A 21394-nucleotide genomic window follows, 5' to 3' on the forward strand; every position below is an offset into this window, starting at 1 on the left:
CATTAGCGTGTGGCCTCTGCCGGCGCGGGTGAGGCGGTTCTTTGGCGCAACCAAACGAGGGCATGCGTGCTGGTGGACATGGCGCGGCATTGGCTGATGCGATCGAAATCGAAATCCGGCGGTAGAGGTTCAGCTTCACAATCATCCCTGCTAAGTCACGTTTCAATCCGCAGGCCGTGCTCGCGGTCATGCGCGCTGGCTAGCGACATGGTGGGTCTTGGCGCGGCAAGGGAGATTTTGAGTCCCCTTAGTTGGTGCCATAACTATTTGATTTCACCGCATAAAACTGTTTTTCAAGAGGGTGGAATGGATGATTGAGATCCGGGAAGGGCAAGAAGGTCATCGCGGTGCTGCAGAGGGCGGTCGTGAACCACGAGGCAGAGAACTATTCCCTCTTCACCGATCCGGATTGCCACACCTTGAAGGACTATAGGATGCGCGGGATCCAGACCGGCTTTCGCCCTTGCTGCTGTCGGGGTGAAGACGGTGGCCGCTATTTTGCCACCACAACCGACCGAACCGGAATCCCGGACTGCGCTTTCATGTCATTCGACGTGAAACGTACTGCGGCTTCGGTGACATCATCCTGATCTCGGACAGAGGCGAAAAGGTCAACTGACGACAGCAAACTCATTGATTGGAATTGGGGTGTTTTCCCGACGCGCTTCAGGAGGATCGGGTCTGCGGCCAGCGCGCGAGGCACAGCTTCATCAAGCTGAACACGCTGTGCCTGCCACTGCCCTGGCAAGCAGCGGAAAGGGAAAGCGCCCGCCGGTGGGGCGGGCGCAGGGTTCAGCACGGGTTTTGGAGTCAGTGGAATGTGAAGTTTCCTGCGGTCAGGCCCAAGCTGGCCAAGCCGTCCACGCTGTGCACATTGCTCAGGTGGGCGAACTCGTCAACGTGGTTCGCGGAGGTGACGTAGGCCAGATTCGCAGTCATGCTCTTGTATCCAAAGTAGACGATCATGTCGCCGGGGGCCGCGGAAATGGCACTGGCTGCGTCAGAGCCGTTGGAGAAACCCCGATCGGTGATCACCACGACATGTTCCCCATGAGCACCTGAGGCAGGGCCACTGTAGAAGGTGTCCACCTGATTGCCAGACCGCATGCTGACGTGATTGAGGAAGTTCGCGTTAAGACCGTCGCTGCCAAAGCCGACCGCGTCGAATGCGAACGTGTCCTGTGCCGGGTCGAAATCCACGATAGTGGTGTGGTCGGGGTCCGAGCCGTACCGTGGGTCGAATCCGGGGATCGGGTTGTGGAACTGGAACGCAAAGGTGTCGTTGCCGGTGCCTCCCGTCAGGGAATCCCTGCCGTCACCGGCGAAGAGGACGTCGTCGCCGGGACCGCCGTAGAGTTTATCATTGCCCTCATTAACGATTCGCGGTTTGTCGGGGCCGTTGTCGCCATAGAGGAAGTCGTTACCCTCCTCGCCGAAGACGTTGTCATTGCCCGCGCCACCGAAGACTCGGTCATTGCCCTCGCCGGCCGAGATGACGTCGTTTCCGGCACGACCGTCGATCCAGTCATCGCCCTTGGGGTCGGTGATTATATCGTCACCGTCGCCGCCAAAGAGACTATTGCTGCCCGGACCGCCAAGAATTGGTTTGTCCATCGCGAATACTCCTTGTTAGACAGCCCCGCCACGCCACCTGGCCCGTTCATATTGCTCATCGGCCAATTGGAATAATTCATTGTTTTGATAGAACGCATCGGCATGGCGGATACATCCATGTGCGCTTCTCTGGCGCACCTCAGCGCATCAGCTGGTGCGACCCGGTTTGAGCGGTTGGCCGCCGGGCTATGACGCAGTCGCCAGCGGGCGCGTCACGCCCACCCACCCCAAGGCTACCGTTTTGCAGCCGAATATCAGCGGTGCAATGCCACGCGCGCTGCTCGTTGTTTTCTATCGAACAGGCGCAAGCGAGTCTGTCCATGGAGAAGTCCCGATGTCGGGTTTGCAACACAGTCCGGCCGGGGCTTGCCGACAACGCTATGTTCTTCCGACTCCGATGGTTTTTGCGCTTGCATGCGGCTGGCACGGTCGTTGCTAAACTCTCGGCTGAGCGCCGTCTCGCTAACTCTCAAAGGATATCAGCATGAGCTTCGCTACGACCGAAAGCATTGAGGAGATCAAGGCCCGCAATAAGGAACTCATCCAGGAAGTGTTGACGGTCTATCCCGACAAGACCGCGAAACGGCGCGCCAAGCACCTGAACGTTCACGAGGCCGGGAAGGCGGATTGCGGAGTTAAGTCCAATCTCAAATCCATCCCCGGCGTGATGACGATCCGCGGCTGCGCCTATGCGGGCTCCAAGGGCGTGGTCTGGGGACCGATCAAGGACATGATCCATATCAGCCATGGTCCGGTCGGGTGTGGCCAGTACTCCTGGGGGTCGCGGCGCAACTACTACGCCGGTACGACCGGTATCGATACGTTCGTGACCTTGCAGTTCACGTCCGACTTCCAGGAAAAGGATATCGTGTTCGGCGGCGACAAGAAGCTCGTCAAACTCATTGATGAGCTGCAGGAGCTGTTCCCGCTCAACAACGGCATTACCATCCAGTCGGAATGCCCGATCGGCCTGATCGGCGACGACATCGAGGCGGTATCCAAGGCCAAGTCGAAGGAATATGGCGGCAAGACGATCGTGCCGGTTCGCTGCGAGGGCTTCCGCGGCGTCTCGCAGTCGCTCGGGCACCATATTGCTAACGATGCCGTGCGCGATTGGGTCTTCGACAAGCTCACGCCCGAGAAGTCCCGCTTCGAGTCAACGCCCTACGACGTTGCGATCATCGGGGACTATAACATCGGCGGGGATGCCTGGTCGTCTCGAATCCTGCTGGAAGAAATGGGGCTGCGCGTGATCGCCCAGTGGTCGGGAGACGGGTCGCTGGCCGAGCTCGAGGCTACACCGAAGGCGAAGCTCAACATCCTGCATTGCTACCGCTCGATGAACTACATCTCCCGTCACATGGAGGAGAAGTTCGGGATTCCGTGGTGCGAATACAATTTCTTCGGTCCCTCAAAAATCGCGGAGTCACTGCGCAAGATAGCGGGCTATTTCGACGACAGGATCAAGGAAGGAGCCGAGCGGGTGATCGCAAAGTATCAGCCGCTTGTTGATGCGGTGGTCGCAAAATACCGCCCCCGCCTGGAAGGCAAGACCGTGATGCTGTTCGTCGGCGGATTGCGTCCACGCCATGTGATCGGAGCCTACGAGGACCTCGGCATGGAAGTCATCGGCACCGGCTATGAGTTCGGCCACAACGATGATTATCAGCGAACCGCCCAGCATTACGTCAAGGACGGCACGCTCATCTACGATGATGTCAACGGTTATGAGTTCGAGCGCTTCGTTGAGAAGATGCAGCCTGACCTGGTTGGCTCGGGCATCAAGGAAAAATATGTGTTCCAGAAGATGGGTGTGCCGTTCCGGCAAATGCACTCCTGGGACTATTCGGGTCCGTACCACGGCTATGACGGCTTTCCGATCTTCGCGCGCGACATGGACATGGCTATCAACTCGCCAATCTGGGGGAAGACCAAAGCGCCCTGGAAGGCTGTCGCAGAACCGAGGCTTCTGGCTGCGGAATAAGCGGCCTCTTCGCCTCTCGTCCGAGGCGTCGAGCCGACATTGACCACGATTTTCAAGAGGATTCCCACGAAATGGCGCAGAATGCAGAACACGTGCTCGATCATGTCGAGCTGTTCCGCGGTCCGGAATACCAGCAGATGCTGGCGAACAAGAAGAAGATGTTCGAGAATGCTCGAGATCCCGCGGAGGTCGAACGCATCAGGGAATGGTCGAAGACGCCCGAATACCGCGAAAAGAACTTTGCGCGGGAAGCGCTGACGATAAACCCGGCCAAGGCTTGCCAGCCGCTCGGTGCGGTCTTCGCCTCCGTTGGATTCGAAGGCACGCTGCCCTTCGTTCACGGTTCCCAGGGCTGCGTCGCTTATTACCGCAGCCATCTGTCGCGGCACTTCAAGGAGCCGAGTTCCTGCGTCTCCTCGTCGATGACGGAAGATGCTGCAGTCTTCGGCGGCCTGAACAACATGGCCGATGGGCTCGCCAACAGCTATAACATGTACAAGCCCAAGATGATCGCGGTCTCCACGACCTGTATGGCGGAGGTGATCGGGGACGACCTCAACGCCTTTATCAAGACCTCCAAGGAGAGAGGGTCTGTCCCAGAGCATTTCGACGTGCCGTTCGCGCACACGCCCGCCTTCGTCGGCAGCCACATCACCGGCTATGACAATGCGCTGAAGGGTATCCTCGAGCATTTCTGGGACGGAAAAGCCGGGACAGCACCGAAGCTCGAGCGCACCCCCAACGCGAAGATCAACTTTATCGGCGGCTTTGACGGCTACACTGTTGGCAATACCCGTGAAATCAAGCGCATCTTCGACCTGATGGACGTCCAGTACACCATCCTCGCCGACAATTCCGATGTGTTCGATACGCCGACCGACGGCGAGTTCAGGATGTATGACGGCGGTACCACGCTGGAAGACGCCGCGAAGGCGGTTCACGCCAAGGCGACGATATCTGCGCAGCAATGGTGCACGGAAAAGACGCTTGCGTTCATCGCCGGCCATGGCCAGGAGGTCCTGGCTTTCAACCATCCGGTCGGCGTCTCCGCGACCGACGAGCTGCTCATGGCGTTATCGCGCATCAGCGGCAAGGACATCCCCGAGGCCCTGGCGCGAGAGCGCGGCCGCCTGGTCGACGCGATGGCCGACTCCAGCGCGCATATCCATGGCAAAAAATTTGCGATCTACGGCGACCCAGACCTATGTTATGGGCTGACTGACTTCCTGCTCGAATTGGGCGCCGAACCGGTCCATGTGCTGTCCACGAATGGGAACAAGGCCTGGCACGATAAAATGCAGGCCTTGTTTGCGAGCTCGCCGTTCGGCCAGAACTGCCATGCCTATCCAGGGCGAGACCTCTGGCACATGCGCTCGCTGCTCTTCACGGAGCCGGTCGACTTCCTGATCGGCAACACGCATGGCAAATATCTGGAGCGCGATACCGGCACCCCGCTGATCCGCATCGGTTTCCCCATTTTTGATCGGCATCACCATCACCGCTCTCCGGTGTGGGGCTATCAAGGCGGCATGAACGTTTTGGTGAAGATCCTCGACAAGATCTTCGACGAGATCGACAGGAAGACCAGCGTGGCAGGCACCGACTATAGCTTTGACATCATTCGTTGATGACGAAAGACGCTTGAGTCATCGCCGGCAAACATCGGCGGTGGCTTAGCGCGCGATGGCCGATCTCACATAATCGCGATTGAGAGGAGAAACCGATGAGTTCGCTTTCGGCCAGAATCCTGGATGTCTTCAACGAGCCGGGCTGCGCCAAGAATGCCGACAAGTCGGAGGCTGATCGCAAAAAGGGCTGCACCAAGCAACCTAAGCCGGGCAGCGCGGCGGGCGGGTGCGCCTTCGACGGCGCCAAGATCGCGCTGCAGCCCTTCACCGATGTGGCCCATCTGGTGCACGGCCCGATCGCTTGTGAGGGCAATTCCTGGGACAACCGCGGTTCAGCTTCGTCCGGTGCCAGCATCTGGCGCACCGGTTTCACCACTGACATGAACGAAACCGACATCGTGTTCGGCGGCGAGAAGCGTCTTTACAAGGCGATCAGGGAGATCTTGGAGAAATACAATCCGGCGGCGATCTTTGTCTATCAGACCTGCATTCCGGCCATGATCGGCGACGACATCCATGCCGTCTGCAAGGCGGCTTCTCAGAAATTCGGTAAGCCCGTGATTCCGGTCAATTCGCCCGGCTTCGTGGGTTCGAAAAACCTCGGCAACAAGCTGGCCGGGCAAGCGTTGCTTGATCATGTCATCGGCACCGAAGAGCCGGACCACACCACGCCGTGCGACATCAACCTGATCGGCGAATACAACCTGTCGGGCGAATTGTGGCAGGTCAAGCCGCTGTTTGACGAACTCGGCATCCGCATCCTGTCCTGCATTTCCGGAGATGGGAAATATCGTGAAGTTGCCTCATCGCATCGGGCGCGCGCCGCCATGCTGGTGTGTTCGAAGTCGATGATCAATGTCGCGCGCAAAATGCAAGAGCGCTACGGCATCCCGTTCTTCGAAGGCTCGTTCTACGGCATCCAGGACTCCAGCAATGCACTGCGCAACCTTGCACGCGTTTTGGTCGAGCGCGGGGCCCCGGCAGATCTGATTGGCCGTACCGAGGCGGTGATAGCGCGGGAGGAGGCACGTGCGTGGGCGGAAATCGGATCCTACAGGCCCCGCTTGGCCGGGAAGAGGGCCCTTCTCATCACGGGGGGCGTGAAATCCTGGTCCGTGCCGGCCGCGTTGCAGGAGGCCGGCCTTGAGCTGGTCGGCACCAGCGTCAAAAAATCCACGGACGAAGACAAGGAGCGCATCAAGCAGCGGATGGGGCAGGACGTCCACATGATCGACGACATGGCGCCACGCGACATGTACAAGATGTTGAAGGGCGCAAAAGCGGACATCATGCTCTCCGGCGGCAAGTCGCAATTCGTCGCGCTGAAGGCGGCGATGCCCTGGCTCGACATCAACCAGGAGCGCTCTCATGCCTATATGGGCTATTTGGGGATCGTTAAGCTGGTCGAGGAGATCGATAAGGCGCTGTACAACCCGATGTGGGAGCAGCTGCGCCGGCCGGCCCCATGGGACGATACCGCCAGGGATGGCCACCCCATGGCCCTTGCGCGGACGGACGGGCAGGCCGCCGAGACCCCTGCGCTTTTGGAGCCAAGCCGCCGCGCAAAAAGGGTCTGTCTCTGCAACACAGTCGATCGCGGTACGATCGAGGATGCAATCCGCTTTCACGGTCTGACCAGCGTCGAGGCTGTCAGAGAGCACACCGACGCATACGGGGGATGCTGCAGGCGCCGCATCCAGGACATCCTGAGGGCGATGTCGGTCTCCGAGCCGCCTGCCATGCGGCAGGCCGCGGAATAGGATGGTGCCATGGCTATCGTCAGCACGCCGAGCAAGGCCTGCACGATCAACCCGCTGAAGATGAGCCAGCCCATCGGCGGCGCCTTAGCGTTCATGGGCCTGCGCGGAGCGATGCCGGTTCTCCACGGCTCGCAAGGCTGCACATCCTTTGGGCTCACGCTGTTCGTGCGGCATTTCAAGGAGGCGGTCCCGCTGCAGACTACCGCGATGAGCGAGGTGACAACCGTGCTCGGCGGGTATGAAAATATCGAGCAGGCCATCCTCAACATCCACCATCGAACCAAGCCGGAGATCATCGGGATCTGCTCGACCGGGGTGACGGAAACGAATGGCGACGATATCGACGGTTACATCAAGCTGATCCGCAAGACGCATCCGCAACTCGCCAATTTTCCTCTGGTCCATGTCTCGACGCCCGATTTCAAGGATGCATTTCAGGACGGCTGGGAAAAGGCAGTAGCGCGCATGGTCGAGGCGCTGGTAAGAGCGCCGACCAGCGAGGCAGAGCGCGATCCGGCGCGGGTGAATGTCCTACCCGGATGTCACCTGACGCCCGCCGACCTCGATGAGGTCAGGACGATTCTGGAGGATTTCGGGCTAAAGCCAAGCTTCCTGCCTGACTTGGCGGGATCGCTGGACGGGCATATCCCTGACGAGTTTAAGTCGACGACCATCGGCGGCATCGGCATTGAGGAAATCGCCAGCATGGGCCAGTCCGGCTGGACCATTGCCATCGGTGCGCAGATGCGGCGGGCGGCAGAAGCCATGCAGACCAGGACCGGCGTGCCGTTTCGCCTGTTTGAGCGATTGTGTGGCCTCATCCCCAACGATGAATTCATCGCGTTCTTGAGCGAGATCTCCGGCCGCCCCGTGCCAACCAAATACCGGCGCCAGCGCGGGCAGCTCGCCGATGCGATGCTGGATGCCCATTTCCATATCGGCGGCCGTAAGCTCGCGATCGGTGCAGAGCCTGATCTCCTGTTCGACCTGTCCAGCATGCTGCACGACATGGGCGCGCAGGTCACGGCGGCCGTGACGACCACGCCCTCGCCCGTGCTGGAGCGGGTCAGGACCAAGGAGGTCCTGATCGGCGATCTCGAGGATCTGGAAGAGCGAGCTCGGAGAGGGAATTGCGATCTGCTGATCACGCATTCGCACGGCCGCCAAGCCGCGGCACGGCTGAAGATCCCGTTTCATCGCGCGGGATTTCCGATGTTCGACCGAATTGGCGCAGGCCACCAGCTCTCCGTTGGCTATCGCGGCACGCGCGATCTGATCTTCCATATCGCCAATCTCCTCATCGCCGACCGCGAGGAAAATCATCAGCCTCAGCCCGATAGCTGGCGGACCTCGATGTCGCCTCTCGGGTCTTCCGGCCGCAGCTTCGTCGACGCAACAGAGAGTTCGATTGCATGAAAGTCGCATTCGCTACCCAGGATTTGAGCCGCGTCGATGCGCATTTCGGCTGGGCCAAGAACATTGTCATCTATGACGTCGGGCCGGACGGGCACGTCTTTCTGAGGGCGGTGCAGTTCGACGGCGATCTTTCGGAAAACGGCAACGAGGATAAGCTCGCGCCCAAGATCGAGGCGATCAGGGATTGCGCCATCCTCTATGTCGTTGCCATTGGCGGCTCCGGTGCGGCGCGGGTGGTGGCGAATAAAATCCACCCCATCAAAGTGGACAAACCCGAGAACATCCTGGAGCTGCTGCAAAAGCTCCAAAGGATGCTGAGGGGAACGCCGCCCCCCTGGATCCGCAAGGCCCTGGCCAAAGCCAAGGAGCGGACGCTTGATTTCGAGGAATGAGGATCACATGTCTGAGGTCGCAGAAGTGGGGCAAACCGGCAATGCGCTTGATGCGCCGTTCCTCAAGCAGCTGGTCACGATCTGGCGTGCTGAGGACAGCCATGGGACGTGGGAGGGCAAGAGCGATCTCGACTTGCTCGAACCCTATATCTTGGACAAGGAGAAGCGGCACGCGCTGCCGATCGTGGGTGATCCCGATCCGGACACGGTGTGGCGCCTGGAGTTGTTCTTCAATGCGGTCGCGCTCTCGATCGAGAAGGCGACCGGCGTGATGGTCCAGCCGATGCTGAAGATGCATCATGAAGGCTTTGGCCGCATGGTGCTGATCGCAGGCCGCCTGATCGTCGTCAATAAGCAGCTGCGCGATGTGCATCGCTTCGGGTTCGACGGTCTTACGAAGCTCGCCGCCGAGGGCGAAAAGTATGTCGCGGACGGGATCGGCATGATCCGGAAATTCCCAGACGCGGCGAACTATTGAGGGCGGGACATGAGCGAACTTGAAATGCTGAAGGCAGACATCAAGAAGCTGTCGGCCAAGGCGACGCAGGCCAAGATGGATCTGCACGACCTGTCAGAGGACCTGCCGCTCAACTGGAACTCGATCATGGCGGTGGCGCAAAGAGCGCATGAGGCGTTTACCGAACTTGAGAAAAAACGCGAGGCTCTCAAGGCGCAGGACAAGGCGTAAGGGTATACAAGCATGTCATTTGCAACGCGCGACGGCCGCGACTGGATACCCAATTATCTCGCATCGATCGACTCTGGGAAATGCATCGGATGCGGCCGCTGCTTCAAGGTCTGTGGCCGAAAGGTTATGACATTGAAGGGCATCAACGAGGAGGGCGATCTTGTCGACCTTGGCAGCGACGAAGACGATGAGATCGAGAAAAAGATCATGGTGATGGATGATGAGGGCGCCTGTATTGGCTGCGGCGCCTGCGCCCGGGTCTGTCCGGCCAACTGCCAGACTCACGTGCCCGCCGCGGCAGAAAGGGCTTGACGGCCGCCTCCGTCGTCTGTGCAGGAAGGAGACTTGGTGCGAAGGTGTGGTTGAGAGAATTCCGGCGGCCGCAACTTCACCAGCGTGTTCGTGGCGCAACGAGCCGCCGGCCGCGGACAATAGCTGGGCCGCGTCAATGAGTATCCGAACACACGAACATGCCCTTATCCTCTGTCCTGATGATGAAGTCCGGTCCGTAAAGGTGCGCTCACTTCAGTTGCGGTGATCAATGGGCGGACGAAAAAGACCGGCAAGGACTTACCTCAGCGAGGGGCTTGCTCAGCGAATGGGACAATGGAGATTGTCTCCGCGCGCGGCGTGAACTGCATTGCCGCCGCGGTCCCCGTCTCGCCTCATAGAGCAGCGGATCCCCCCGATGTTCGACTGAACCTCGCGGTGGCCGGGCGGCGGCAGGGTTCTTGCGCAGCTCGCGCTTAGAACTCGGCGGCTGCTTCCGGCGCGGTACTCGCGGCAGAATCCAGCAACGGATTTAGAAGAATACTGATGTCGATACCAAGACGTTCAGGGCATGTCCGGTTTGGCGTGTGTATGTCATGGTTGTCGGATGATTGATGTATAGCAGGCCCAGGGTTGCATGAACCCCGGGCGCCAGCCGCGCTGTATATCTTCCCCAGATTGCCGTGCTATCGCGATGGACGAGATCGCCTTGAGCCAGGGCCGCATCGACTGCAAAGTGGCTCCAAGCGATATTGGTGGCAGCAATGGCAATCTGATCACGGGGCCGGCTGCTAAATAGTCCTTTCGCATAAAGACGAAGCTCGAGATAGCGGCTGGCCTTGTTGACGTCAGACGGAGCGTACATTGCGGAGAACCCACCATAGATACCCCGAGCTGGCGAACCTTGTGGATCGGCTTGCCAAAACTGCCGGTCCGCGGCCACGTAGTAGGCGCTGTTCGCGTTGGCTCTCGATTGGAGCGGATACGCCAAGTGCGGATAGCGACTGTCATTGAAACCGATTCCGGCCCGCAGCCAGGTCTCGGGCGATCCCTGAGCCGCCTTGTTTTTATATCCAGCTTCATCGAGCAATAGAATGCCGGCGTTGGCCGTGCGCCAGCCCAAGCCAGTGGGATTTTCGGTTATGTGCGCCAATTGGCCATCCGGACTGACCGAGCGCTGGATCGAAAACTTGGTGTAGAGGCGATCGTCAAAATTGTACTTCACGTTGAGAGCCGGCGTCGGCGCGGAATTGTTGCTCATTCCAACTTGGGACAAGATGATCGGCGTCGGCCCAAATGGATTCATTCCCAAGAACTCGTCATGATTTCTGAGGTAACCCATCTTGAGTTCGAGCGTCCTGTCGAAAAACGTCTGGTAATAGGCAATTGTATTGATCCCCACTCTATCGGGCCCGGCGGGCTTCCAGGTCCAATATTGTTGCTCGGCTCCTACGGTGATCTGACCATCGGGAATTCCAAATCGGCCGAGATCGTAGGTCACGATCATGAAATTGACCGTACCGAATGTCGGACTCTCGCCAATATAGCGCTGATTGAAGATGGTGCTTTTGGAAGCATGCGGCAGTCGGTTGTCGATCAAGCTGTTTTGCGTCCAGCCCACATAGCCGATCCCGAGATCCGCCAGCGCAGATCTCACCCCACCCTTGTCCTGATCGATCGTATCCGCAGGCCCGGGTATATTGAGCCAAATGCCTTTTTCACGCAGGTTATCGAACTTCGCGAACGGGTCGATCTTCTCTGGGGGCTTGGTCTCAGCAACTTTGTCTGGACGATCGTGCCTCGAGTCGGGGGCATTGGTCGCTTGTGCCAGCGCCGAGCGGGCGGCGAGAGGCGCTGTTCGCTTGAGCTGACGGCGTCGGACAGTGACGGCCGCGCCGCTCTGCTTTTGAATTGTTGGTCCAGGAGCCTCATCCGGCGTCTCGTTCGTGGTGTCTGATGCTTTCTCAGCTCCCGCCAACGCCGGACTGCAGACGAGACCCGCCGCAAAGGATACGGCGATGGCAAGCCCGGTTTGCGTCAGAGTAGATCGAGCGCCGAAGACCCGAGCCGCTGTCGAGCGAGTTCGAACCGACATAGCCACGCCCGCATGCGACGTGAGTTTCCCCTCCTTGCTGCTAGCCTTGATAGATTGGGCGCCGACCAGTTCGGCCTGGAGCTTACTCGCAACGTCCGGAAGCAGCTGCATCAGTAAGCGTGTCATGGACGTCCATGAGCAAGGGGAGATCGCGGTCGGAGGAGGTATCATCGCTCAAAGGCGCCGGGACTGGACATTGTTCAATGCCGACAGCGGACCATGCTCGTGGATGCCGTAAGAGCAAACGAGCGGAAGAGACTGCGTCGGCGGGATCTTTGACGTCTCTGAGGAGCCTTAAGCGACCTACGCGGGCGGCTCCTTGGCGGCCATTATGCGCATCGAGCTCAATCGACCATCGGTGCTGACGGGCACCTCGCCAGCGACGGTGGCACGGCGAACGACACGACGCTGGTCGCCGTAATCCCTGACCGCATAATGTTGCGTGGCGCGGTTGTCCCAGATCGCCACATCGCCCACCTTCCAACTCCACCGCACGGTGTTTTCGGGCGCGGTGATATGGGACTGGAAAAGGGTGAATAGCCTCTGGCCGTCATATTTCGGGATGCCAACCAAGCGTTGCACCACATCGCCGAGCACCAGCGCGCGTTCTCCGGTTTCGGGATGGACACGCACGACGGGATGCTCGGTCTCATAGACCGTCCTGGCGAACACCTCGTCGAGATGCTTTTTGTCGGCCTCGCTGTTGGCCATGACGGAGTAGTCGAACGCATTGCTGTGAACCGCCCAGAGTTCGTCGGCAAGCCGTTGCAGCGGCGCGGAGAGGTCCAGATAGGCGGTCGCGGTGTTTGACCAGATCGTATCGCCGCCAAATTGTGGGATCACAACGCCTCGCAGGACCGCGATTTTAGGATAAGCCTCGAAGAAGGTCCCGTCGCTGTGCCAGAGGTCGGCTCGGCGAGGGGGGCGCGCGGAATCAATCTCGATCATCGATACCGTTCCCTCGACGACAGCGAGTATCGGATACGCCATAAGCGTTCCGAAACGAAGGGCAACGCGCTCCTGCTCTGCGTTGTCGAGATGGCCCTGATCGCGAAAGAAGAGAACCTTGTGCTCGAGCAGCAGGCTGTTGATCGCGGTAATCGTCTCCGCCGGCAAATCGCCCGACAGCTTGATGTTCCTGATTTCAGCGCCGATCCGCGCCGCGCGCTTTGCGATATCGGCTTGCGGAATGATACTGTCGATCGAGGATAACTTGGTCATGCTGTCATTCTCCTGAAAACGCATCTGTTCGCAAAACGAACCTTTCGGGCTGGGACGCGAATGAGTAAGTCGCAGAATCGGACGGCACATGCAGCGTTATCAGGTGCCGCTGCGAATGGACCCGTTGCCGCGGGTTTAACGCGATATCAACGAGACCACGATTGACCTGCACGACGTCTCATTTTCCGGTCGTTTGACACGCCCGGTCACCTCGAACAATTGCGAAGATTGGTAGTTGACCGAGACCCAGGCCTATCCACGTTCATGCGGGATCGACGAGGGAATGCTGCCGTCAGGTTCTTTGTATCCCCATGGCCACGACTCAGCAGGCGGGGCAGTAGAAGAGCTGATGATCTCGTTGTATTGCGTGGCCGCAGGTGTTTGACGATGTGCCATTGGCGCAAGCGGCGATACAGCGCGCCATTCGTAGCGACTAAGGCTTCATTGCGCGCGTGTGGCGCGGGTGCCCGCGCACGCATTGCCGACGCCGGGTTGTTTCCCGATCGCGTGCTATTCGTGGGCGAGAAGGTCAAATCCATGCGGCGGTGAGTGGGATCATGGAGACGCCGCAAAAGAACGGCAGATCCAGCTCTTGACGGTCCGAATGTTCTTCTGGCCCCTGCGTTGGATGATGTTCAACACCAGCCAAAGTTACGACGGTTTGGAACGTCACGGACGCGACTTGCGACAAACCGGTCGTGGACCGCCGCAACCGGCCGCTTGTGTGAGCGAAATCGAATTGCGATGTGATTTCTATTGGGCGTCGTGGCCCATACCGCCGCTCACGAATGACGCCGGCCACACCTGAGCATAAAAGGCCCGCACGGCGGAGCCCCCGTGCGGGCCTTCCTGGAATCGGTCAATCTGGTTACCTCCGCCAGTCTAGACCGATCCAAGCTCGCTACCATGAAAGGCTCGCAAAGCTGGAAGTTGCAAGCGGCTTGGGAGTTCAACGGCTTTCTGTGCTTGAAACCGAGAGAGTAGCTGAGGACGGGCGGCGATTTAGCCGGCCGCCTGACAATGCATGTCTAGGTTATGAGTCGTATGTCGTATGGGATGAAGGAGATGAATGGGCTCCCATGACAGGCGCAGATCGAACGGATGAGTGAGAAGAGAGCGCCCCAGCATCGCAAACGGGGCCTCCGTCTCGATGGTCGGTGTTTGCTTGACCGAGCACTTCGGCGGAGGCGTCTCGTTCGCGACCTACAGTCGATCGTCACCTGCCGTGCGCCTCGAAGCGCTTGGCCTTGTGGTTCCGCGTTCGGATGGGGCGTTTGGCCGAGCGCTCCGTGCTCTAACGGTGTCGCCGCGATGTTCTTGACCGTCATCATGTGAATACTACCTCAAGCTAGACGCGTGCCTGTCATTTCGGTGGCGCGATACGCAATGCAAATCGCTTGCCGAAGGCAATGTGGTGCTTGACCGGCGAATCCAAAAAGGGTGGGCGGGGTGTCGCAACGCCTCACAAGCCCTCCGTCAGCAGCCCTGCAGCGTACCTTGCGGTAACCGAGGCGAGACTGACTTTTGCGACATGCGAGGAGAATTTGCACGGCCACCTCTTGTCTGAGAGGGGTTATGACTTTCAGGCTTAACCCTCAGACAAGAGGCGTTCCGATGGCTCTCAGCGTCCTCCGACGCTTGATCGATGAGACGACTGTCCGCAATTCGCCACCGCCGACTCCGGGCCAATCAGGATGCTCAGGGTTCGGACGCTAAGATGTGCTCACTCAGAGCTTGTAACAACCGCGTTACGTGCGCCCGCAGGAACGCCCTGCGCGCCGGTCAACTACTAACCTTAGCAATTGATGGTTTCGGCACACACATGGCAATCGTGGGGGCATGGCGCTGCGCATGTCATGCGTCGAGGAAATCGGAATGCAATTGATGTCTGTGCGCGCGAACGAGCCTGATGGACATGTCGACTGGTCGTCTGCAACGACAAGGGGTACTCCAAGTGCTATCTCTTCTTTCTCACGGAAAGCCATGATGGACGTTTGGTCGCTGCCGCGGGGCAGGTGCGCGACGCCATGCTTTCCGATGACTGCGATCCCTCAAAGGAGAAGTCTTCTCGCGAGCGGGATGCTATGGAGGAGAAAAGGCCGAAGACGTATGGTGGAAGAGGCGGGGCGTTCCCGGTCGTCTCAGAATGCCAGGCTTCCAGGTCCGGCCAACTTGGGCTGTTGGCGTCGAGCGTCTCGCTCGGCCGAGGGGGCGGGCCGACCAGCGGTGATCCGTCGCGCCTTTGCGACGCTGCGGGTAATTCAGATAGAGCCGGCTTGCGCGGTGAGAATGGCCAGATTGCGCTATGACCGCTCCAGCTGATAAACCTCCTACCGCGATGCGGGTCGTGTTGCCCTTCGTGTTCCGGCATTGGCTGAAGCAGCCAGGGCGTACCCTTATCGTGGCCGGCGGCCTACTAGGTGCGACCCTCGCCGATCTTTTCATGCCGGTGTTCTCGGGGCACCTGATCGATGGGCTGACGCGCGGCCCGTCCGATCCAGACGCGCGCCATGCGACATTGGTCGCATTCGGCGCCATCGTTGCGCTGGGCGCAGCGTCGATGGTGCTGCGACTGATCGGCCTGCAGGTGATCGTGCCGTTCACGCTGAAGACCATGTCTGACGTGGCGCAGGATGCGTTCACCCGCGTGCAGCGCTTCTCGACCGATTGGCACGCCAACTCCTTTGCGGGCTCCACGGTGCGCAAGATCACCCGCGGCATGTGGGCGCTCGACCTGTTGAACCATACCATCCTGACGGCGCTGGCGCCTTCAGTGCTGGTGCTGATCGGATCGACAATCCTGCTCGGCGTGCATTGGGCTTCGCTCGGCCTCGTGGTCGCGCTCGGTGCGCTCGCCTATGTCACGATGACGGTGCTGTTCTCGACGCGCTACATCGCGCCGGCCGCGCGCGTCTCCAACGCCTGGGACACCAAGGTCGGCGGCACGCTGGCGGACGCGCTGACCTGCAACGCCGTGGTGAAATCCTTCGGCGCCGAAGCGCGCGAGGATACGCGGCTCGCCCGCGTCATCAACCGCTGGAGCGTGCGGGTGCGGCGGACCTGGCTGCGCCACAATTGCGCCGCCCTGTCGCAGCTGTTGCTGCTGTTGTGCCTGCGCGGCTCGGTGATCGGCGGCTCGGTGCTGCTGTGGATGGCGGGGAACGCCACGCCAGGCGACGTCACCTATGTGCTGACCAGCTACTACGTCATCCACGCCTATTTGCGTGATGTCGGCATGCACATCAACAACCTCCAGCGCTCGGTCAACGACATGGACGAGCTAGTGGCGATCCATGACGAGCCGATTGGCATCGCCGATGCTGCTGGCGCGCGGCCGATCGCGATCGAGCGCGGCGAGATCGTGTTCGACGACGTCACGTTCCACTATGGCGGCCATATCGCGCCGCTCTACGACGGGCTGTCGGTGACGATCCGCGCCGGCGAGCGGGTCGGTCTCGTCGGCCGCTCCGGCGCTGGCAAGACAACCTTCGTCAAGCTGGTGCAGCGGCTCTACGACGTCTCCGATGGTCGCGTTCTGATCGACGGCCAGGACATCGCGCTGGCCACGCAGCAATCGCTGCGCAGCCAGATCGCGATCGTGCAGCAGGATCCGATCCTGTTCCACCGCTCGCTTACCGAGAACATCGCCTATGGCCGGCCGGGGGCCAGCCGGGAGGCGATCGAGCAGGCAGCGCGGTTCGCAAACGCGCACGACTTCATCCTGCGGCTGCCGAGGGGCTACGGCACGCTGGTTGGCGAGCGCGGCGTCAAGCTCTCGGGCGGCGAACGGCAGCGCGTGGCGCTGGCGCGCGCCTTCCTGGCGGACGCACCGGTGCTGATCCTGGACGAGGCAACCTCGAGCCTGGATTCGGAATCGGAGGCGCTGATCCAGCAGGCGATGGAGCGGCTGATGAAGGGGCGCACCTCGATCGTGATCGCACACCGCCTGTCGACGGTGCGCGGCCTCGACCGCATTTTGGTATTCGATCGTGGCGGTATCGTCGAGCAGGGCACACATGTTGCCCTGACCAAGCGGCCCGGCGGCATCTATCGCGGGCTGTTCGAGAGGCAGGTCACCGACTTCGGCCATATTTCGGCGGCAGGCTAGCCGTCGGCATCATTGCATTTGAGATCTCGGTCGTTTGAGACGAGGTCGCTGGTTTGCTCAGCGGAACCTCAAACGCCGCGATGCTGTTGGGATTGTCTTCAAATTGAGCTTCGCGCAGCTCGCGCATCTCGCCAGAGGGGACAGCTTTCGCGCTGGTTGTGAGCGTTAGTCCATCTGGCTGAGGTGCTGGGGATGTCCAGATCGGCGGTTTGATGATGAAAGCTCGTCGCCGGGATGGAAACCTGCGGGGATGGCGAAACTGCTGTCGATGGTGCTTCGCGAACGGGTGCTTGTCTATATTTGGAGCGGTGTTTCAGGTCGGGAGGTGACGGAGCGTTTTGGCGTCAGCGCGGCGCGTGTAAGTCACTCGCGAACGCGCGAGCGGGAGCAAGGCGAAGTCCAGCCGCCAGAGCTCGGGGCGGTGATCGCTGGTCTCGCCGGATTGATGACACAGCCGAATTTCAAGGCAGCCCACTTGCATCAGGCAACCCATCACGGCCGGCGCTTGCCGGTTGTGGTTGCCTTCCACAAACGTCGTCCGCAATGGATTAATAGGGTGAGCGGTCCAGATAAGCGTCGAATGCGGCAGCGACAGTGCGGAGCAAGAAGCGGTGTTCCTGCCTCACGCGGATCATGCCGCTTTCGATGTCCACGACCCCGTCCTCGGCAAGCATCGGCAAGCGTTCAGCCGAATCGAGCAGGGGAACCGGATCAAAATCAAAGGCCGCACAGATTGCCGGAACATCAGCCTCCAGGTCGCACATCAGCCGCTCGATGATCGCGGCCCGGACGCGGTCTTCGTTGCAGAGAGGATAGCCCTTTGACGTCGCCAGACGGCCAGCGCGGATGTGCCGCGTGTAGGAACCCGTTGCAACCTCGTTCAGGACATAGCCGTGGCCGACACGGCCGATGGCCGAGGCACCGAGGCCGATAACGGTTTGACACGTATCAGCCGAGTACCCCAACGAGTTACGTCGCAAGCGACCGGTCTTCTGCGCCAGCGCGAGTTCGTCGTCCGGCAAGGCGAAATGGTCCAGCCCGATTTGGCGGTACCCGGCAGCAACCAGCGTGTCGCCCACCGCCGCAGCCTGTTCGGCACGGGCAACCGTGTCCGGCAGCAGGGCCTCATCGATCAGACGCTGATTTTTCTTGTAGGAGGGAACATGCGCGTAACCGGACACAGCAAGGCGGTCGGGGCGCATCGCCACCACCGTCTCCGCGGTCCGGACGCAGGACTGCACTGTCTGATTTGGCAGACCATAGATCAGGTCGAAGTTGATGCGGGTTATTCCATTCCCGCGAAGATTTTCGATGGCACCCGCCGTCTCCGCTTCACTCTGGATCCGGTTGATGGCCTTTTGAACGACGGGATCGAAGCTCTGCACACCCAGGCTTGCGCGGTTGACGCCGGCGGCTCCGAGAGTTTCGGCCATTTCGACCGTGAAGGTGCGCGGGTCGATCTCGACGGCGACCGCAGCCCCTTCCCTGAAGGTGAAGCGGCGGCGCAGGACGTCCATCAGGGCCGGGAACTCGGATGGCGGGATGAGGGTCGGGGTTCCGCCGCCGAAATGCACGTCGCTCACGGGCAGCGCAGGCGGCGCTTGCGCCGCGACCAGACGGGTTTCCTCATGCAGGACCGCCAGATAGTCGAGGATCGGCGCATCCCGGCCAGTGCTGCTCCTCGGAAAGCCGCAATACCAGCAGATCGACCGGCAGAATGGAACGTGGATATAGAGCGACACGGCGTCATCGGTCGGCAGGCGCCTCAGCCATTCCTCACAATCCTTGGGGCCGACCGCTGCCGAGAACTCCGGCACTGTTGGATAGATGGTGTACCAAGGCAGGCGGGCATCGTAATGCCTTTTGAGGATTGAGGTCTGCAACGTTACTGTCCCATGCTGGCTCGGCCCGCCCGCTGCGGGGCGGGTTGTCGACACTGTCCAAAAGGCAAAGTGACGCGCTCCAAGCGGCTGGTGCGGCGCCGCGTCACGCGTGTCCCGACATCTCCGGTTGAACGACCAGGCCGAACCGCTGCGCCGCACCTCGAAGGACCGCACTTAGCGTCGCGTTGGCGATTGCCCGGCCGCGGTCGTCGATACCGGTCCATTGCGCCAGTACGCCGCGCGGGTCGATCTCGATCAGCTTGACGCCGGAAGGAACCTCAGTCCCGTCACGGATGATGCCGCGCAAGACGCCATCGCGCGGCGCCATGACGGGCGCGCCGGAAAGATGGCCGAGCACGAGATCCTTCTCGACATGCGTTCCAATTTCGACTGACGTTCGCCAGGTGCCAACAAGGCTGGAATAAGCAAAACGTTCGGCGCCGAGATCACCGAGCCGGCTCGCAATTCCGTCAGCCGCATCCGTCCAGCCGTCTCGCTGGACCAGGCCGATCCTGCCGGGCCGGGTTTCGATCGCGACATCGCAATTCGAGCTCTTGGAGAAGCCTGGGCCCAGACCTATGGTCAGTCCCGCGAGCCGCCGCAGGTCGGGCCTGATCTGGCGCTTCTGCAGACGCGCGTCGATCAGCACATCAATGCGGCGGATCGGAAGGAGGTCGACAAGACCGAGACGGGAGACGATGACCCGTCTTCGTCGGCTAGCGTCCCCGCGGATCGCCCTGAGCACCTGCATGGCGTCGTCGAGGCGTTCACCCACAATATCTTCGACCTGTGCCGTCCCGGCGAACAGCGCGTCATGGAACGCCATCCTGCGCCGAATCACGGGCGGATCGGGATCATGCGACAGCACCACGCAAGTTCCGCCGCGCGCAAGATGGACGGCGATCGCAGACGCAATCTCATTGGTGCCGAGGATGATCGCGAACAGTCGATCCTGATGATCAGTTTCTAAAGACATTCAGGCCTCAAATCGAAGTGTCCTCGCGTCTGCAAACGCTGCCGACAAAGCAGTTGCGCTGGATGATTGCGTCGAACACCTGAGCAAGAGCCGCGCCAATTGACAGATGCCTTTGCGCTCTTGCCGCGAACGATCGCAGGACCGTTCAACATGAGTTCTGTCCCAAAGCAACGAACGGCTTGTTGCAGAGTCGCAAACCTGTTTGGAAACCCACATCGCGCAGAAAGCCAGGAACATCCACGTCGGTTCTGGGTCCGAAAGCGTTCAGTGCGCTAGCCCCGTGGGTTTCATCTCGCGATCGTTGACGAGGATGACAGCCGCGGGCCATTGGTTGCCCCTGTAGGGTGCTGGGGACTCTGTTCGTTCCACCGCAAGGATGGGATCGCCGTCAATTTTAGTTCCAACGCAAGAGGTTCCTGGCCGCACCGGCATCTGTCCGATCGAGTCGCCGCGGATCGGCTTCGCGCGTCGCGCGGCCGCCGCGTTGATCGCGTCGCAACGCGAGCGGCTCGCGCTCATCACTTTGATGGAAATGGACCGCGACATCTGCTGACGGCGCGACCTGTCGAGGAGGCCGCTTCGACGAGATCCAAAGTCAGCGCTCAAACCGGGCGGTTCTGGTTGCGGTTTTTCACGGGCCCCATCCGCTTCAGCCCGTCTTCGTAAGGGATCTCCTCATAGGAGGCATCGAGAGCCGTGGCTGCGTCGAGCAGGTAGTCCAGCTTGCCGCCCGCATCGAATTTCTTGAAGTCGTTCTTATCGAGCCCGGCCAGGTCCATCATCTCTTTCCAGACGGTCGATTCATCGCACGGGAGGATGTGGAAGGTGATGTCGCCGACCTTGGTCCGGTATTTCGCCAACAGATCTATATTGTTGCAAAACATGAAGTAGCGCCCGTCGGGTCTCAGCGCGCCGTCCAGAACGCTGCTGACGTCGGTCAGATAGGCCAATGAATGCAGATAACCGGCCAGCACCGGGATTGTGCTTTCGCCCTCCTGCGCGACCGTCAGGACCTGCTCGATTGAATAATCCGGCGGCCGCTTCTCGTCCGCGAGCTGGGCCTGGAACTTCAACGCGATATCGCCACGAAAACCGAATCGGCCCGGCCTGGTCGTCTCGCCCTTAAGAACGGCATTGAGAAGTCGCCCCTCCTTGTCCAGCCGGCCGAGCGCGGTGTTCTCGATTGCAGTCATGAAAATCGTCCTCGATCTAAGCTCATCGCCGGCCCTCGACCGGCGCAGCACGGAAATGCAAATTGCTTGCCGACCCATGCACCGCATTTCATCTGTGTAAACGCCTGAAGAAACGCGCAAGCGCGCTTAAATCCCGAAATAGCCGCGTCGGGAAGCCGACACGAGT

General features: G+C 60.4%; 15 protein-coding genes. 9 read left to right on the forward strand and 6 right to left on the reverse strand.

The annotated features are described in order from the left end of the window. Positions 1–810: 810 nt before the first annotated feature. On the reverse strand, positions 811–1614 hold the full coding sequence (locus K3F49_RS34075) for a calcium-binding protein (protein ID WP_234685238.1): 804 nt from the start codon (positions 1612–1614) through the stop codon (positions 811–813). Between the two features lie 484 nt (positions 1615–2098). Between K3F49_RS34075 and nifD the strand changes: the two genes are divergently transcribed. The 8 genes from nifD (at position 2099) to fdxB (ending at position 9794) form a co-directional block, all read left to right on the forward strand. Further along, complete coding sequence (gene nifD, locus K3F49_RS34080) at positions 2099–3598, forward strand: nitrogenase molybdenum-iron protein alpha chain (protein WP_234685239.1); 1500 nt, start codon at positions 2099–2101, stop codon at positions 3596–3598. Between the two features lie 71 nt (positions 3599–3669). Next, positions 3670–5226 carry a nitrogenase molybdenum-iron protein subunit beta gene (gene nifK, locus K3F49_RS34085; protein WP_234685240.1) on the forward strand — a complete coding sequence of 519 codons (1557 nt, stop codon included), beginning with the start codon at positions 3670–3672 and terminating at the stop codon, positions 5224–5226. 95 nt (positions 5227–5321) lie between these two features. Beyond that, complete coding sequence (gene nifE / locus K3F49_RS34090; protein ID WP_234685241.1) at positions 5322–6986, forward strand: nitrogenase iron-molybdenum cofactor biosynthesis protein NifE; 1665 nt, start codon at positions 5322–5324, stop codon at positions 6984–6986. A gap of 9 nt (positions 6987–6995) precedes the next feature. Further along, positions 6996–8402: a nitrogenase iron-molybdenum cofactor biosynthesis protein NifN gene (gene nifN / locus K3F49_RS34095; RefSeq protein WP_234685242.1), complete on the forward strand. Its 1407-nt coding sequence runs from the start codon at positions 6996–6998 to the stop codon at positions 8400–8402. Beyond that, positions 8399–8794 carry a nitrogen fixation protein NifX gene (gene nifX / locus K3F49_RS34100; RefSeq protein ID WP_234685243.1) on the forward strand — a complete coding sequence of 132 codons (396 nt, stop codon included), beginning with the start codon at positions 8399–8401 and terminating at the stop codon, positions 8792–8794. The genes nifN and nifX overlap by 4 nt, the downstream gene beginning before the upstream one ends. A gap of 7 nt (positions 8795–8801) precedes the next feature. Beyond that, positions 8802–9272, forward strand: coding sequence for a NifX-associated nitrogen fixation protein (locus tag K3F49_RS34105; protein ID WP_234685244.1), 471 nt, complete (start codon positions 8802–8804; stop codon positions 9270–9272). Between the two features lie 9 nt (positions 9273–9281). After that, on the forward strand, positions 9282–9482 hold the full coding sequence (locus K3F49_RS34110) for a CCE_0567 family metalloprotein (RefSeq protein ID WP_234685245.1): 201 nt from the start codon (positions 9282–9284) through the stop codon (positions 9480–9482). Between the two features lie 12 nt (positions 9483–9494). Next, positions 9495–9794: a ferredoxin III, nif-specific gene (gene fdxB / locus K3F49_RS34115; protein ID WP_234685246.1), complete on the forward strand. Its 300-nt coding sequence runs from the start codon at positions 9495–9497 to the stop codon at positions 9792–9794. A gap of 490 nt (positions 9795–10284) precedes the next feature. Here fdxB and K3F49_RS34120 read toward each other — a convergent pair whose 3' ends face one another. Next, on the reverse strand, positions 10285–11973 hold the full coding sequence (locus K3F49_RS34120) for a carbohydrate porin (protein WP_234685247.1): 1689 nt from the start codon (positions 11971–11973) through the stop codon (positions 10285–10287). A gap of 177 nt (positions 11974–12150) precedes the next feature. Next, complete coding sequence (locus K3F49_RS34125; RefSeq protein WP_234685248.1) at positions 12151–13068, reverse strand: TauD/TfdA dioxygenase family protein; 918 nt, start codon at positions 13066–13068, stop codon at positions 12151–12153. 2305 nt (positions 13069–15373) lie between these two features. Here K3F49_RS34125 and K3F49_RS34130 point away from each other — a divergent pair. Next, a complete protein-coding gene (locus K3F49_RS34130; RefSeq protein ID WP_234685249.1) occupies positions 15374–17176 on the forward strand; it encodes an ABC transporter ATP-binding protein in 1803 nt (600 codons plus the stop codon). A 548-nt stretch (positions 17177–17724) separates the two neighbouring features. Here K3F49_RS34130 and hemN read toward each other — a convergent pair. The 3 genes from hemN to K3F49_RS34145 all read right to left on the reverse strand — a co-directional run bounded on the left by hemN (position 17725) and on the right by K3F49_RS34145 (position 21228). Continuing rightward, positions 17725–19059 (reverse strand): oxygen-independent coproporphyrinogen III oxidase, encoded by a 1335-nt coding sequence (hemN, locus tag K3F49_RS34135; protein ID WP_234685250.1) that lies wholly within the window; start codon positions 19057–19059, stop codon positions 17725–17727. Between the two features lie 103 nt (positions 19060–19162). Then, a complete protein-coding gene (locus K3F49_RS34140) occupies positions 19163–20035 on the reverse strand; it encodes a xanthine dehydrogenase (protein ID WP_234685251.1) in 873 nt (290 codons plus the stop codon). A 602-nt stretch (positions 20036–20637) separates the two neighbouring features. After that, on the reverse strand, positions 20638–21228 hold the full coding sequence (locus tag K3F49_RS34145) for a hypothetical protein (protein WP_234685252.1): 591 nt from the start codon (positions 21226–21228) through the stop codon (positions 20638–20640). Positions 21229–21394: the final 166 nt, after the last annotated feature.

Source organism: Bradyrhizobium monzae (genome assembly GCF_021458635.1).
In the GTDB taxonomy this organism is placed as follows: domain Bacteria; phylum Pseudomonadota; class Alphaproteobacteria; order Rhizobiales; family Xanthobacteraceae; genus Bradyrhizobium.